The following is a 15,815-nucleotide window of genomic DNA, read 5'->3' as shown; positions in this document are numbered from 1 at the left end:
TTCATAACTGTCAACTCCTTCTTGACATAAATGTTTCAATGCATATACATGCAGGTGTTCCGAAAAATTAGACAACAGAGCTGCATGATCATACCTGCATAACAATATAGCATATAATTTGAGTTTTGTAAGGTATAGTTAATTCTTTCTTGTTTTTCATTAAACCTGTTCGGAAACTTTCGGTTCTGAAACAGGTCTATTCATACTGAATCCCTATCCGTAATCACTCTTAATCTTGACAGTATCGGTTTTAACATAGTAATATCGACAAGCAACGGATACAGCGCTATCAAGAAAGAACCGCATAAAGCCGATCTATAGGTGAGGGCTTCGGTATCCGTTGCTTGATAAATGAGAGGGTGGTATGGAAAAAAAACTGTCGTATAAATATTCAAAACAGCGGGAAGCGCTCTTTGCTCTTTTATGTTCTACAAAAACGCATCCTACGGCAGCATGGCTTTATGATAAGCTAAAAAAAGATTTTCCTCATCTCAGCCAAGGAACTGTCTACCGCAACCTGAATATTTTAGCTGAACAAAAAAGGATTAAGGTTATCACTGTTGACGGTACATTTGCTCATTTTGATGCTGATATGCGTGCGCATAACCATGTGATTTGTACCCGGTGCGGCAGAGTTGACGATGCTTTTATGCCGGCTGATGCCCACTGCGAGCAAGCAGCAGAAGCAGCAAGCGGATACCGCATCAGTTCGCACCGGTTTGATTTTTTTGGACTTTGTCCCGGCTGCCTTCGGGAAGAAGCAAGAACTAAGGAGGATATTGTTAATGAATAAAATACTAAAGAAAATAGCGTATATACTCTGTATTTGTTCCGTGTTAGCGGTGTTCGGCGCTTGTAAATCACAACCGGAACCTCAGCCTGAACCTCAACCGGTACAGCCTGCAGAACCGGAAATAACTCCGGAGCAAGAAAATGCCGTCAAATTATTAGATGAGCTGACAAAAGTGCGGGCACAAGCTGTAGAAGTCAATGCCGATAAAGCCTACCCTGCGGAATTTCAATCCGCTGATACTGCTGCTGACGAAGCGCGAAGCTGTTATGAGGCAAAGGATTTCAACGGTGCTCAAGAAAAAGCACAGCGGGCAATTCTTCAATACCGGACATTAATCAATAGAACGCAAATTGATGCATTGAAAGCAAAAATCAATAAGCATGATTTATCCGCATACGATGCTGAAACCTATCATAAAGCTCAAGAGCTAGATACAAAAATAAAGCAACTCTATGAAACCGATCCTAATGCTGCCTTTATGGCTTCAGAAGAAGCGCTCCGGTGTTACGAATCAGTTACAAATGCCGGTTTTGCAGCGCTTGTAACTGATGCAAAGAAAAAAGCTGACGAAGCAAAAGAGCGGTGTGATTCGCTCAAAGCTGCAAATGCAATGAAAGATGCTTATAACAAAACCTTTACCCGCTACCGTCAGGCAGGTGTGTTGGTGGGTAGTCAAAAATATGAACAAGCATATCTCAGCTACATGACTGCAGCCCAGGAATTTGACGATATTTACGAAAAGGTAAAGATTAAGCGGGAACAAGCGACGAACGCAATGGAGCGGGCAAAAGCTCAGCAGGAAGCAAGCAGTCAGTTGGCAAAAGATGCCGACCGTGAAGCTCCGCTGCCGGAAAATGCCGAAGGATTTTCCGAAGAGCCGATTGAAGTAGAACCCTTACAGCTGCCAGCCGCACGCAAAAGCGGCGCTATTCCGGCAGCGTCGGCTCAAAGAGAACCGACGGGACAAAGTTCGCAGCACAATACTCCGGCGGAACCGGTGCAAACACCCGCACCCGCTCAATCGCAGAAACAGTCAGACTCTGAAGCGCCACAACAAAACACTCCGACCGTACAGCAGATACCGGAGGCACAGAACACTCAGAGGTCGGAGACCCCGGCAGTGAACCCGGATGCAACGAATAGTCAACCGGTCGATACCGAGCCGCCAGCAGATTCTTCTGAGTCTGCTGCTCCGGTAAGCGCGCAGCCTGCAGTGATCATTGAGCCTATTAAAACTTCCGAGGAAGCACCTCAGGGGACAGAAACTGTAGTGCGGTCAGCATCCTCAGCTCATTCAGCCGCTGCCGAACAAAACACTGAAACAGCTGTAGAGAAAGTGCCTGTACAAACAGCACCCGCTCAACCGGTAACAGGAGATCAAGAATGAAAAAAACAGCTATCCTCTGTATTGCATTTTTCTTAATGGGTACTGCAGCTCTTTTTGCAGTGTCGTATGACAATAATGAGTTTCAGCGCAAGAGCCGCGCCTATTCGTCATTAGCCACGCGTGCCTATGATGAAGGCGACTATGATGCTTCAATCGAGTATTCCCGGCTTGCAGAAGAATATGCCCAAAAATCAGCCGATTATATTCAATACATGCTTGCCCGTATTGAAGCCGAGCAGGCAATGAATAAGGCGCGTACCCGCTATAAATGGGCAAAAAAGAATAAGGCGGAAACAAAATATCCTGACGCCTTTAAGTCTGCAACAGAGGCGCTGCAAGCAGGAAATACGGCATTTGAAAACGAAGACTTTGATGTTGCCGTTGTATGTGCTAAAAAAGTATTGGATGCCTTAACTGAAGTAACTGGGGATGAATCTTCGTTTGCAACCTTACCTGCACAATACCGTATCCGTACATGGCGCGGCGAACGGGATTGTTTATGGAATATTGCAAAAGATAGAGCTATTTATGATGATCCGTATCAATGGCGGAAACTCTACGAAGCTAATAAACATAAATTCCCCGATCCAAATAATCCTGACTGGGTTGAGCCGGATATAATATTGACTATTCCCAGCATCCGCGGTGAAAAACGAAGCGGTATGTATGATCCGGGGGAAATATACGAAAAACTACCGCCTGCAAAAAAAACAAAACGTTAAAAAGCAGGAGGTGATGGAGGAGTTCTTTCAGAAAATTTCTACTATTTCTATTTTATGGGAGGTTTATGAAAGAACCGAGTTCCGTTGTGTTTCGATCTGTTCCATGATAAAATCGATACTAAATAGACGATATAACGACAGGTATGGAACCGCTTTTACGATAAAGTATCTGCCGTGCATATTTGGAGGAAAAATATGACATTAGATGCTCTCAAGCATACAAAAGCCCTTAATTGGGTGAACGAAGTAGCAGCTCTATGCACCCCGGATGCGGTGTATGTGTGTGATGGTTCAACAGCAGAATATGATCAACTGATGAAAAAATTAGTTGATAGCAAGCAGGCTACTCCGTTAAAAAAACGAAGGAACAGTTTTTTGTTCCGCTCCGATCCTTCCGACGTCGCCCGGGTAGAAAGCCGGACATTTATTGCGTCTAAAAAAGAAGAAGATGCAGGTCCTACAAACCACTGGACAGATCCCGTCGAACTGAAAAAAACAATGGGAGATTTATACAAGGGATGTATGAAAGGGCGCACCCTCTACGTCATTCCGTTCTCAATGGGGCCGGTTGGTTCAGATATTGCAAAGATCGGTATTGAAATTACTGACTCGGAATATGTTGTCTGTAACATGCACATTATGACCCGTGTCGGCACCAAAGTTTTGGAAGTACTCGGCACCGATGGAGTCTTTGTTCCCTGTCTCCATTCAGTAGGAAAACCTCTTGCTGCCGGAGAAAGCGATAACGGTGTTTGGCCATGCGCCCCGCTTGAGCACAAGTATATTTCCCACTTCCCTGAAGAACGGCTCATCTGGTCATACGGCTCAGGGTACGGCGGAAATGCCCTGCTCGGTAAAAAATGTTTTGCACTGCGCATTGCTTCCGTCCTTGCACGGGATGAAGGCTGGCTGGCAGAACATATGCTTATCTTAAAGATCACCAATCCTGAAGGTAAATCGAAATATATCACCGGTGCATTCCCATCAGCGTGCGGTAAAACAAACCTTGCTATGCTTATCCCCACCATTCCCGGCTGGAAGGTTGAAACCGTTGGCGATGACATTGCATGGATGAAGTTCGGTAAAGACGGACGGCTCTATGCTATTAACCCGGAAGCAGGTTTTTTCGGTGTAGCGCCGGGTACTTCAGAACATTCAAATAAGAATGCAATGGAATCCGTCAAAGAAAATACTATCTTTACAAACTGCGCCCTAACCGAAGACGGAGATATTTGGTGGGAACAGATCGGATATCCTGCGAAGGGTAAGCTGGTAGATTGGAAAGGCAAAACACGGGATGCACTGCCTAAAGATAAGAGTCCGAAAGGTGAAGAATTTGCTCACCCGAACGCACGCTTTACCGCTCCGGCAAAGCAGTGCCCTGCAATCGCAAATGAGTGGGAAGACCCGAACGGCGTACCGATTTCTGCATTCTTATTCGGCGGACGGCGGCCTAGCACCATCCCGCTTGTTCACCAATCCCGTGACTGGAACCATGGGGTCTTCCTCGGTTCAATCGTCGGCTCTGAAATTACTGCAGCAGCCCTTGACCTCAAAGTAGGCAGCATCCGCCGTGATCCGTTTGCAATGCTTCCCTTCTGCGGTTACCACATGGGTGACTATTTCCAGCACTGGATCAACATCGGGAAAAAAACATCAGCTGATAAATTACCAAAAATTTTCTATGTCAACTGGTTCCGCAAGGATGCCGATGATAACTTTATTTGGCCGGGCTACGGAGATAACAGCCGCGTACTCGCATGGATATTCGACCGCTGCGATGGTAAAGACAACGCTATTGAAACAGCTATCGGATGGATGCCGAAAGAAGGGGCAATCAATACCGACGGGCTCGATGTGTCAAAAGAACAAATGAAGGAAATCCTTTCGGTAGATGTTGAAGGATGGAAGAAAGAAATTGCGGATATCCGCGAAAATCATTATCCGAAGTTCGGCAATAAGTTACCAAAAGAACTTACTGAAGCGTTAGAAACACTGGAAAAGCGTTTACAATAAAATGAACGACTGAAAGCAAAACTGTAGAGTTCCCCGTGTAAAGCAGAGACTAAACCTGGTCGGAAACTTTCGTTTCTGACTAGGTTACGTTGAAATGCGATGTTCACGCATCGTGCATTTGTACGATTTTGAACTTGTCGACCTGTTCGAAAACGAAGTTATCGAACAGGTCGACTCTACAGACTTTGACAGAAAATCTGTTATTTGGAGGAATAGTATGGCTGTACTGAGAGCAATGGATCTATTTGAAGCATATTCAAAGCAAAAACTTCCAATGGATCAAGGCTATATTGTGTCGTCTTTTTTTAGAGATGATTCTGCATATAGTATCTACGAGATTGTATCCTATGCCACCTTAAAAGATATTTATCTCGGCGGTAATGGACTCACCTTTCAGACAAATGGGAAAAAAATTTTTTTGTTTGTTGAGCCGGAAAATTATCCACACAAATCGGTAGAACCATATTGCCGCGAACGGGATTTTCAAGTACCGCTCCGATTTAAAGACTCCAATATCATTGTTGCTAAAAACCAGTCTAAAATTATCTTTAGCAAAGAACCGCAAGAAGCTTTATCCGCCTTCACTGTTGTAAAACCAACCGGCGTAAACTTTGCCTTCCTGTTTTACCCGCTGCCGGATGTTTTTGCCTCGATGGAACTATTCTTTCAGCAAACCTTAAATAAAGAAGCAGGAGTTCCTCTCCGCGATTCAAAAATTGCTGCAAAGCAAATTGCAGAACTTGGCTCAAAAGTCCTGACATGGCCTGCACTTGAAGAACGGAACTAGGATATCACTGCTAAACGCTTTCACCAAGAAGCTGTTTAAGCTCCTGAATTTCACTCACCAGTTTGGAACGCTGCATATTCTGATACTGCTTAGGCAGCATTTCTTTGCTGGTGCATTCCAGCACCGCAACTAAATTTTGTAACTCTATCTCGTAAGGATAGGAGGGCGAAATAAAATCATCAATAGTTTGCTCAATATCTTCTGTGGTCAGCATCATGCGGTTATCAATACTAGCACTCATTTTTGCACGCACAAGAATAGCTTCTATATCTGCTCCCGATATGGGAAACTTTAATTTTTTGTTAATAATGGAAGAAAAAGAAACATCCTTTGTTTTTATCTTGAGCTTACGCTGCAGCGTTTCAAAAAGTTCGATCTTTTCTGCAAGGGAATCAGGATAGAAAAGCGCTAAGTGTTCTTCCGCACGTCCCTGCCGTTTTAAGTCTGTCGGTAAAAAATCAGGACGGCTTGTGATTAAGAACCAAATGATCTTCCCGCGGTAGTCGGTATTCCCCATAAAATTTGCAATTTGGGCAAATACACGCGACGTTCCGGCAGAATCTTGCAGCTTGCGGTTTCCCAGTACAGCATCAGCTTCATCAATCATCACAGCAACAGGTGCCATCGCCCGCAGAATATTGAGTACTTTTTCCAAGTTTGATTCGGTTGTTCCCTGCCACTGCGTATGAAAATTTTTAAGCCGTACCATCGGAATTCCGATTTCACTGGCAAAAGCAGAGACTAAAAAGGATTTTCCCGTACCGATCGGACCGGAAATAAGATAGCCCATCGGCAATACATCAGTACGCCCCTGCTTCAGCGCCTTAGCCATAAGCTTAAAGCGTTTTTTAACAAAATCATGTCCTGCAATAAATGAAAGATCATGCTCGGTTTCCAAAAATTCCAATAAACCGCCCGCTTCATTTTCGATAATTTCCTGCTTTTTCTTCCGCAGATATTCCTGACTGATCGGAATATCCTCATTATATGATTCTTTTGCAAGCTGATTAAGATTCAACAGGTTAAGCCCCGATGTCAACTTCCCTACCCGTTCGGCATTCAGTGTGCGCTCCAGCAATAACTCACCCTTATTCTGTAAGTAGGTTAAAAAATGAATACGGATAGCTTCCGACGGTAGCGGAATAGTAACTTTGACTGTGGAGGGCGAAGCAACGAGCCGGGAATTAACATCGGCAAGGTTTTCCGTCAACATCACGATAGAAATATCTTCGTTGGTAAATTGCGGATCGTGCGACCAGCGGTTTAAGGTAACAAGACAGTACCGGTCGACATCACCGAGATTACCGATTTCCTCTGCCGGAATAACCGTTTCCGCATAATCGATAATCAGTACCATCCTCAGCTTATTCCCCATATTGAGGGCAAAATACCGTTCAAGATAGGCAAAAGCCTTTACCGGATCCCGGGAATAAAAGTCTTCGATAGGAATGTCGGGATAGCGGCTGTGCATAGTTGTAATATATGCCTCTTCCATCTCCTTGAGACAAAAAGACACGCCGCTTGATTTATCATAAAATACGATAATATCTTGATTACCGAAAATAACTTCCGAAATATAATCCCAAATTTTTACAAACACAAAGTGAGCGCTTGCTCTATTATTATGCGGTAAAAAATCTCGAATATTACCGTGTACAAAATAGAGGTTGACCGTTTCAGTGCAGTATTTTGTTGCCAATTCCTGCGCCCATGGCGGCAGATCATGAATAAGCTCGCTGTTGTATTTGATCAGTTTCTTTCCGGAAGCCATGCGTTATACCTCTCTCCTTTCTCAAGACACCACTACCATATAGAAAAAAAATGAAAAATACAATAGAAAAAGTAAAACGATTCAGGAGAAATACGTTTGCTGCTTTGAACGTTTACAGAGCAGACTTGAGTAGTTCATTATAAGGACGAGTTTCAATAGCCGACTGCGGGATTTCAAGGGCGGCTAGCAGCGTATCAAAAATGAGCTGAGCATTACGGATATGCACACTCTGCAGTGTTTCATCTTCTTCGTCGGCATACAGCACTTCGATTTCTAAAAAGGTTCCAATAGGCTTGATCACAGAAAACTCGACGGAAAGAGTTTGAACATCAGTGAGCAGTTCTGCAGTAAAGAGATCAGCATGGGGAATAAAAATCTTGGTGTCTTTTTGTTTTTCAGCAGACAGAGTAAAGCCGATGCTCTCCAGCATTGCAGTAAAAATCGGTACGGAAGAAGAGGCAAGTTCAAACTCAAGTTCGTTATTGGTTTCTATCATACCGGTATACCGTTTTTGCTTGTGCGTTATCAACACCTTTTCTTCACCGGCTTTGTACTCATACCGAATCCTCAGCGTTTTTCCGCCGAGTCTCCAATACTGGTCTGACTTTCTGCAGCAGAAAGCAAAATCTGCAAACCGGGACAAGAGCAGTTCCGTTTGTTCCGGCTGCACCAACCGCGCCTTTAATTCAATTTCGTGCATCGGCAGCACTGCATATTTGTTAAGTAATTGAAGTACCGGATGGCACTGATGTTTCCGCTTTTAAAAGAACACAGACTGAAGAATCCGGCGTTTCCGCACAAAGGAGCATACCTTCAGATAGATGCCCGCGCATTTTTGCCGGCTTTAAGTTTGCAAGGACTACAATTTCCTTTCCGACTAAAGCCTCAGCGCTATAGTAATCAACTAAGCTTGAAACAATTTGCCTCGGCTTTTCTTCTCCAAGATCAACCTGCAAAATATACAGCTTTTCAGCATTTTCAGCTTTCACACACTCCAAAACTTTACCCGTTTTTAACTGCAATTTTGCAAAATCGTCATAGGTAATTATTTGTGTTTCTTTTTCATCCATAATGTCTAGGAGTATATGCGAAACATACGAAAACTGCAAGCGGACATTACAAACAGGCGTAGATTTTTAATAGACAGCAGCTTTTTGATATAGTATACTATAAAAATGACTATGAGTAAGATACCGGATATAGAGGCAGTCGCTTTTGACATAGACGGAACCTTGTATCCCTCCTGGAAATTGACGGTACACTTGATTCCGTTTTTTCTGCGTAATATCCGTTTTATGGAAGCTTTTAGAAAAGCCCGCCGTCTTTTACATAAACACAGCACGATGGATCCCAATACAGCATTGCCGGATTTTTTTGCGCTGCAAAGCGAATTGCTTGCAAGCTACCTTAACACCAACCCCAGCGCTATGAGAGCATTTTTAGATGAAGAAGTATACACCGGCTGGCAGCGCATTTTCAGTAAAATACACCCCTACCCTTTTGCGTATGAAGCGGTTAAACAGCTTAAAGCAGCGGGATTTAAAATCGGTATTCTCTCTGATTTTCCTCCGGAGCAAAAGGGGGATGTATGGGGGATTCTGCCGCTCTGCGATGCAGCTCTCAATTCCGAAGCAACTGGAGCTTTAAAACCCTCGCATATTCCTTTTCTAAGGCTTGCCGAAGCCTTAGGCACCTCCTGTAACCGGATCCTGTACGTGGGAAACAGTGTTGCATACGATGTTGCAGGCGCTGCTGCAGTAGGTATGAAGACTGCATATATCCAAAATAGTCTTACTTCACGCTTTTTTCCGCTTAAGAAAAACACAATAGATGCCGATATTTCCTTTTCAAACTATCGTCAATTTTTGCACTATGTGCTATAATAGCAAAGACTGACACTCCCGTATGCTGATGTACCGGTAGTCTCGCAGTTATCACAGGATATTTTTAAAAACGGCCGTTTTTGAAGATGCCCAACAATCAAATTCAATTTTAAGTAAGGGTGGAACTTAGAATGTCAATGCAACTGCTAACCTCTGCGGTAACGCTTGTTATATCGCTGATGCTGATTCTTTTTTTTAGACAAACCGACAAAAATAACCGGTCAATTGAAAAAGCTAAAAAATACGGGGATCGGGTTAAGGACGAAATAGAAGGCTTTGTTAACGAACGGACACAGAATCTCCGCGATGCCGCAATAGAACTAGACGCAAAACTTTCACAGGCGATTGCAGCCGTCAACAAGCTCGATTCGATTTATAATGACTTTATGAAAAAGTCAGATGTACTGACTTCCCGTTCATCTTCAATCGACGCGATAGAAAAAACAGTTGCCGGAGCCGAGCAAACGATTAAAACCGTTATGGATATGACAGCCTTAGCGGAAAAAAACCTCGCACGTGTCAGCAAAGAATCGGATTTTGTGGACTCTCTTGCAAAAAAAATCACCGATGCTCGGTCGGAATTAGGAAATATCTCAAAGCTCATACCGGAAATTCAAGATAATTTCTACAAGCAAAATAGAGAGCGGCTGCAATCCGTCAGCGAGCAGCTTACAGCAGGATTTAACAATACCATTGCCGCATTTGAGAACCGTGTTTCTACTGCGCAAAAAAAGAGCGAAGAACTGCTTGAAGTAACGTCTATTCAGCTCAATGACCTCTATAAAAAAGCCTTTGCAGAAGCCACAAAAAAGGCGCAAAACCTAGATGAAGAGGCATTCAGCAAATTGCAAGCGCAGACGGAAGCGCGGCTGCAGCAATATAAAGCGGTACTGGAAGAACGCTCTGCAGCACTCAGCTCAGAAATTACTGCTTCTATGACTGAAAGCAGAACACTCGTGCAAAAATTTAGGCAGAATTGGCAGGATGAATCGAAAAAGCTTGAGGATGCCCTCCATTCTCAGTTCAGCGCTGCAGAAATCGCCTTTACCCAACGGATCAGCAACCTTGAAAAAGAGCTTGCCCGTACCGAATCGGATATACAGCATACTAACAGGCAGCTTGACAACCGGCTTACCGAGTTTGAATCAGGCTTAAACACCCGCCTTGAAAAAACAGCGGTAAAGGCAGCACAGAGTATTACAACACTTTCTCAAGCAGCCGATGCAAAATTTACTGAGTATAAGAAGCAAGCAACATACTACTACGAAAAGTTTGACAAATCTATTGCAGATATTGATAAGCTTTCCGTAGAAATGGATAAGGCGCATGAGTCGGTGAAAGACCGCATATTGCAGGACTTCGGTAAGTATACCTATACAATGCAAGAAAAGTATAACGGATTTGAAAAGCATTTTTCCGAGCGGGCGAATGCACTGTCAGGCAGACTGCAGGAGATAACCGGACAGCTGACTGCGTTACGTGAAGATGCGCAAACAGCCCTTACCGAAAAACTCCGTCTGTTTGAAACTGATTTTTCGAGCGAGCTGACCCGCAAGAGTGATGCTTTGAGCAGTGATATTCAAAAGTTACGCAATGATGTAACGGAACGGCTTACACTGATGGGCTCAGAAAGCGAATCTGCACGCAAAGACCTGGAAGATGCCTATAAGCAAGATCTAAAAGTACGGCTTGCACAGACAGCCGATGAATATAAGGGAATTTTCGCAAAGTTCAAAGACGACATTGCAAGTTTGGAACAGAATATTCAAAAACGGCTTGCAGCCAGCGACGATGCCCTTGTTGCTTATAGCAATCAGTTTAAAACCATGATGGATCAAACCAAAGAAAAATCTCAAACCTATATGCGCACTGAACTTGCCGAACTGAAACTGGAGCTGCAAGAAGCGGTGCGGCAGCAAAATGCAGAGGTAGACACGGCAACCAAGGATATAAAAAATTGGATGGATACTATCAAGCAGGATTCCAGCACGCAGGTTGAAACGGCAAAATCCGATTTTGAAGCATGGAAGACCCGGATTGATCAGCAGCTTTCTGATACACGGGCAATGCTCGATGAAAAACTTGGAAATTTCACCGCACATACAAAACAAGCAATCGAAGGAATCAGTGCAAAATATGCCTCCTCATATAAGGATTTCAGCGTAAAAAATGATGAATCGTTTAAAGAGATTCAGCAAAAAATCAATGATTTAGCGGAAAAGATGCAGGGTGCGGAAAACGATTTTGCTGCGCAGGTACATACCATTACCGACAACCTTACACGTAATGCCGATCAGCTGTCCAATGAATTGGATAAGCGGATCAATAATGCAACCGGGGAAGCAAATCATTCCCTTGACAGCATCAGGGAGCTGGTACATGGACTGCGTACTGAAGTCGAAGAAACACAGCATGATCTCTTTGAAAAAATACGCCGCGATTCCGATCAGTTGACCGAAACAATCGAAGAAATCGATAAGCGTCAGAATGCCTTTATCGCACAAACACGTGTTTTTGACCGGGCGGATGAGCTGAAAGCCGATCTGGAACAGAATATTGAAAAGCTCAAAGCCGAAATCACCCGCTTCGAAATTTACCGCAACACCATGGATGATCTGAATCTCAAGTACGAAAAAGTTACACACATGGAAGAAGAGGCGACTCAAAAAATTGCACGATTTATGGGTGAGCGGAAAAATATCGAGATACTGGAAAACGACTTTGCAAAGCTCACCGTCCTTTCCGACTCTATGGACAAAAAAATCATTGAGCTTGCTTCCGTTAATGATGATTTACAGCATTATCAAGTGCAGATACGGAGGATTGAAGAAAGTATCGGGGATGTAAACACCCGGTATGACCGGCTAGAGAAAAAAGGGGTTGTGCTGGATCAAACCGTTCAGAGTATCGACACCGCATTTGAAGACCTCAAAACCTTGGAAAAAGATATTAAATCAGTCCAGGGCAAGCTCTATGCGCTTCCGCCGGAGCTGCAAACCATACAGGAAAAGGTTGATTACCTCGTAGCAAATCAGGAGAAAGCAGAAAAAGCACGGCAGCAGCTTGATACCATTGACGAATTGTTAGGTGAATTGGAAGTACGTATTGAAAAGCTCCATACAGCACGCGAGTGGCTCGCCGGCACTGAAACACGCTTGCAAGATATATCAAAAAATTCGGAAAACCAACTCAAACTGCTTGCCGATCTGGTAAAAGCGGAACGCCCGATGAACAAAGGAGATGGAGCGCCCGCAATCGGCACCCGTGAAAATGTCCTCAAGCTCTTCAGGAGCGGATGGACGCAGGACGCTATTGCCAATGCCCTTAATCTTTCGCAGGGAGAAGTACAGCTGATTCTGGAACTTGCGGAAAAATAAACACGGGCAGCCTGATAACGGGCAACGGAGTACAATGCAAGGAACTCAAACACTGCAAGGTTTTTGAGTTCCTTGAGTTTCACCGCTGGTGTCTTGATATGAAAGCTGAGCGGCACAACGCACTTGACAGCATTCAGGGCTTCCGCTGCGAAGTTGAACAGCACAAGGTAGCGATCGTCGCCTCGTAGTGCTTCCGCCGCTCCGTTATAGTTATCGTTTTATTTTATGGTCGGGAAAGAAGGCAGGTACACCACACTGCGGCAGCCGCACCGCTCCCGATTATGCCAACGCCTTCGCCGGTTTTGGCTTTTACAAAGATTTGATCGATATGCACACCAAGAATGTCAGCTATTGAAGTGCGGATTGCTTGGCGGTACGGGAGGATTTTAGGTTGCTGAATTGTAATAACACAGTCTGCGTTCTCTAGTGTCCAGCCTGCAGCCCGTACCTTATCCCAGACCGTCTTGAGTAAAAATGAGGAAGCCATATCCTTCCACTGAGGATCATTCGGGGGAAAGAGCTCTCCAATGTCCCCAAGACAGGCAGCTCCTAAAAGTGCATCTGCAAGCGCATGGAGCAGCACATCTCCATCAGAATGTCCCGCTTCGCCCTTTTCAAATGGAATATGGACACCACCCAGCATGAGCGGTCTACCCGGTACCAGTGTATGGAGATCATAGCCTAAGCCTATTCGTATCATCTAGTCCTCTTCAAATCTTCTCGGTAGGTTATTTTTTTGTTTTCCCGCGCCCCCGGACAGGTATATACCGCTGCGCAGTATTTTGCATAAATTTCACTATCATCGGTGTAGGTGCAGCCGTCATGCTCAGCCTTGCGGTGTGCAGCAAGCAGCCGGTCAAACGGAAAGGCTTGCGGTGTCTGCACCGCGGCAATCTGTTCTCTGGCTAAATGACGGATAATTCTGCCGTCAGCATCCACTTCTTTCTGTGTATCAACAACCGGGATTACCGGTACGGCTGCACCGCGCTGTTCGGCTGTCTTGAGTACACGTTCGATCACGTAAGGAGAAACCCATGGGCGTGCTCCGTCATGTACCAGCACAAAAGAAAGAGGCTCCGGAACCTTTTCTGCTAATACAGTTAGCCCTTTGTATACGGATTCCTGCCGGGTTGTACCGCCGTTCACAATAAAGAAATGCTGTTGAATACCGCGTAAAACCTCGCTTAATCTGCTGTCTTGTGAAAGCACAGCGTTCGCAACAGCTTCATCCCCGTCAGGAACAGTGATAACAAAGGATCGGAACAGCCCGGATACAGCAAAGGCATACACACTGGCAGAAAGCACCGTAGTTTGTGTTTCCGTATACTCCGGTAACTTCAGATATTCCTTCTTTTCCCCAAACCGCTGAGAGCTGCCGGCAGCTGTTATCAAAACAGCATTATTCATCGTCATCAAACTCTTCTTCTTCCATGTCTCCCATATCAGCGCCGTACATTTCATCATTCATCGTTTCTTGCTTCCCTATCGGCACATTTTTACTGAGTACCTCTAAATAGGAATGAATCATTGCTTCAATTTCCGATTTTGTTTTTTGCAGTGCATAGGAAAGTTCATCATGAAAAATCCGGTACGCAGAATCATAGAGCTTCCGTTCCTGAATAGGCAGTTCTTTTATCTTGCTGCGATGATACAAGGAACGTACGATAGACGCATTATCCAATATACTTCCGGTCTTAAAAAGATCAAGATTCATCTGATAGCGCATTTTCCAATCGGTTGGAATAGGATCATACTTTTCAGATAAAAAAGAGAGAGCCGTTTCAGCCTCTTCAGCAGAAACAATGGTTCTAATACCCAGCTCTTGAGATTTTTGAGCAGGAACCAATACTGTCATATCCGATTCTTCGAAATAAATCACATAATAGGTGAGCAGTTCATCTTTAAACTTTTTCTCAGTTATTTCGACAATCTCGCCAACGCCTTGCCCGGGATATACTACCCGTTCTTTTACTGTAAATGAACATTCAGCCATAGATTATGATTATACTACAAATAGCTGTCTTGGTCAAAGGAGAAAAATGAACATGCACCGTCTCGGATACTGCCTTAAACTTCTCTCGCAAAGCAAATATGCCTATCAAAAAAACTGAAAGCATACCCCTGAAACAATTCAGGCTCTTGACACTTACAGAAAAATAGCTAAAAATGAAGCCGTCTTAATGGATACACACAAACAGGGCATCACTGAAAACAGGAGTTTTTAGAGGTTCCCAACTTTAGACAATGAAAGGGGGTCGTTACCATGCGGCACAAATTATTACTACTCTCACTGGCTTTCGGTTTACTGACTGCTCCGTTTATCTGCGCTCAAAATAAAGACGCAGCAAACAAAGGCAGTAAGAGCGGCGAATCTGACAGCATGATTACTGTTGAGCAGGCATACCTTAATTCTATCGAAGGGGTTATGATTAAAGAGATGGTTGCAGCAGAAGGACGCGATTCAAAGCTCGTGGCATTGCAATACATTGAAGAAGCCTTAAACGAAGGCCGTAAAACCGAAGAAATGCAAACAGCGTTAAGCTCGTTGGCAACAACAGGTCTTTCGACTGTTGTGCGTGAGGATGGCAGAGTAATCAACAATTACCCTGAAATCAGACGCAAAGCCTGCGAACTGCTGGGACAGATGGGTACTGACCAAGCGAAGGATGTACTCGTTACCGTTATGTACACCGACAATGAACCGTCGGTTATTACCGCAGCCGTTAAATCGCTCGGAACAATCGGAAAGAACGATAATGACGAAGTATTCACGATGATTAACTGGATTGCACGTAAATTCGATACTGTTAATCCCACGAGTTCACTCGCACTTGAAATTCTCAATACATTTGAAAAGATGTCCGGTTCAATCGCAAACAAAAAAGATATGTTTGAAACTATCATGCGTATTGCAAACAACTACAGCTATGTAACGCCTGTTAGAACCCGCGCTCATGAAGTAATGCGCAATATTTCAAATGTAAACGGAAATTCGGATCAGAAGAAGTAAAATATTCGATATTCCTAATATTGCAGTATAAAAATTTATAAAAATACTCACAGGGCATCTGTAAAAATC

Annotated in this window: 14 protein-coding genes; 8 read left to right on the top strand and 6 right to left on the bottom strand. The window is 44.1% G+C overall.

Annotation, left to right across the window (positions count from 1 at the left end; translation table 11 throughout):
* Window positions 1-364: 364 nt before the first annotated feature.
* The 5 genes from ACTTJ8_RS04205 to ACTTJ8_RS04185 all read left to right on the top strand — a co-directional run bounded on the left by ACTTJ8_RS04205 (window position 365) and on the right by ACTTJ8_RS04185 (window position 5,705).
* Window positions 365-793: a Fur family transcriptional regulator gene (locus ACTTJ8_RS04205; protein WP_442715609.1), complete on the top strand. Its 429-nt coding sequence runs from the start codon at window positions 365-367 to the stop codon at window positions 791-793.
* Entirely contained in the window at window positions 786-2,180 is a 1,395-nt protein-coding gene (locus ACTTJ8_RS04200; RefSeq protein ID WP_442720394.1) for a prolipoprotein diacylglyceryl transferase, read from the top strand. Before ACTTJ8_RS04205 ends, ACTTJ8_RS04200 begins: the two co-directional genes overlap by 8 nt.
* Window positions 2,177-2,902: a LysM peptidoglycan-binding domain-containing protein gene (locus ACTTJ8_RS04195; RefSeq protein WP_442719503.1), complete on the top strand. Its 726-nt coding sequence runs from the start codon at window positions 2,177-2,179 to the stop codon at window positions 2,900-2,902. The genes ACTTJ8_RS04200 and ACTTJ8_RS04195 overlap by 4 nt, the downstream gene beginning before the upstream one ends.
* Before the next feature lie 195 nt (window positions 2,903-3,097).
* Window positions 3,098-4,918 carry a phosphoenolpyruvate carboxykinase (GTP) gene (locus ACTTJ8_RS04190; protein ID WP_442720393.1) on the top strand — a complete coding sequence of 607 codons (1,821 nt, stop codon included), beginning with the start codon at window positions 3,098-3,100 and terminating at the stop codon, window positions 4,916-4,918.
* Between the two features lie 217 nt (window positions 4,919-5,135).
* Entirely contained in the window at window positions 5,136-5,705 is a 570-nt protein-coding gene (locus ACTTJ8_RS04185) for a hypothetical protein (RefSeq protein WP_442715613.1), read from the top strand.
* 10 nt (window positions 5,706-5,715) lie between these two features.
* Here ACTTJ8_RS04185 and ACTTJ8_RS04180 read toward each other — a convergent pair whose 3' ends face one another.
* From ACTTJ8_RS04180 to metG, 3 genes are all read right to left on the bottom strand, one after another.
* Complete coding sequence (locus ACTTJ8_RS04180; RefSeq protein ID WP_442715614.1) at window positions 5,716-7,476, bottom strand: ATP-binding protein; 1,761 nt, start codon at window positions 7,474-7,476, stop codon at window positions 5,716-5,718.
* A 112-nt stretch (window positions 7,477-7,588) separates the two neighbouring features.
* A complete protein-coding gene (locus tag ACTTJ8_RS04175) occupies window positions 7,589-8,176 on the bottom strand; it encodes an adenylate cyclase (protein WP_442720392.1) in 588 nt (195 codons plus the stop codon).
* A gap of 19 nt (window positions 8,177-8,195) precedes the next feature.
* Window positions 8,196-8,546, bottom strand: coding sequence for a methionine--tRNA ligase subunit beta (gene metG, locus ACTTJ8_RS04170; protein ID WP_442715616.1), 351 nt, complete (start codon window positions 8,544-8,546; stop codon window positions 8,196-8,198).
* A gap of 105 nt (window positions 8,547-8,651) precedes the next feature.
* Between metG and ACTTJ8_RS04165 the strand changes: the two genes are divergently transcribed.
* Both ACTTJ8_RS04165 and ACTTJ8_RS04160 read left to right on the top strand, forming a co-directional pair.
* Window positions 8,652-9,359, top strand: a complete 708-nt coding sequence (locus ACTTJ8_RS04165; protein WP_442718899.1) for an HAD family hydrolase — start codon at window positions 8,652-8,654, stop codon at window positions 9,357-9,359.
* A 137-nt stretch (window positions 9,360-9,496) separates the two neighbouring features.
* Window positions 9,497-12,736: a SpiroCoCo family coiled-coil protein gene (locus ACTTJ8_RS04160; RefSeq protein ID WP_442720391.1), complete on the top strand. Its 3,240-nt coding sequence runs from the start codon at window positions 9,497-9,499 to the stop codon at window positions 12,734-12,736.
* 223 nt (window positions 12,737-12,959) lie between these two features.
* Here ACTTJ8_RS04160 and ispF read toward each other — a convergent pair whose 3' ends face one another.
* From ispF to ACTTJ8_RS04145, 3 genes are read right to left on the bottom strand one after another with little or no spacing between them, the layout of a single operon-like run.
* Window positions 12,960-13,436, bottom strand: coding sequence for a 2-C-methyl-D-erythritol 2,4-cyclodiphosphate synthase (gene ispF / locus ACTTJ8_RS04155; RefSeq protein ID WP_442720390.1), 477 nt, complete (start codon window positions 13,434-13,436; stop codon window positions 12,960-12,962).
* Window positions 13,433-14,200, bottom strand: a complete 768-nt coding sequence (locus ACTTJ8_RS04150) for an IspD/TarI family cytidylyltransferase (RefSeq protein WP_442720389.1) — start codon at window positions 14,198-14,200, stop codon at window positions 13,433-13,435. The genes ispF and ACTTJ8_RS04150 overlap by 4 nt, the downstream gene beginning before the upstream one ends.
* A complete protein-coding gene (locus ACTTJ8_RS04145; protein ID WP_442715621.1) occupies window positions 14,136-14,729 on the bottom strand; it encodes a CarD family transcriptional regulator in 594 nt (197 codons plus the stop codon). The genes ACTTJ8_RS04150 and ACTTJ8_RS04145 overlap by 65 nt, the downstream gene beginning before the upstream one ends.
* A 270-nt stretch (window positions 14,730-14,999) precedes the next feature.
* Here ACTTJ8_RS04145 and ACTTJ8_RS04140 point away from each other — a divergent pair, with 270 nt between their 5' ends.
* Complete coding sequence (locus ACTTJ8_RS04140; RefSeq protein WP_442715622.1) at window positions 15,000-15,746, top strand: HEAT repeat domain-containing protein; 747 nt, start codon at window positions 15,000-15,002, stop codon at window positions 15,744-15,746.
* The last annotated feature ends 69 nt before the right edge of the window (window positions 15,747-15,815 follow it).

The sequence above is a fragment of the Treponema sp. genome (assembly GCF_052169735.1).
GTDB lineage: Bacteria > Spirochaetota > Spirochaetia > Treponematales > Treponemataceae > Treponema.
This window is presented reverse-complemented; position numbering and strand designations above follow the sequence as displayed.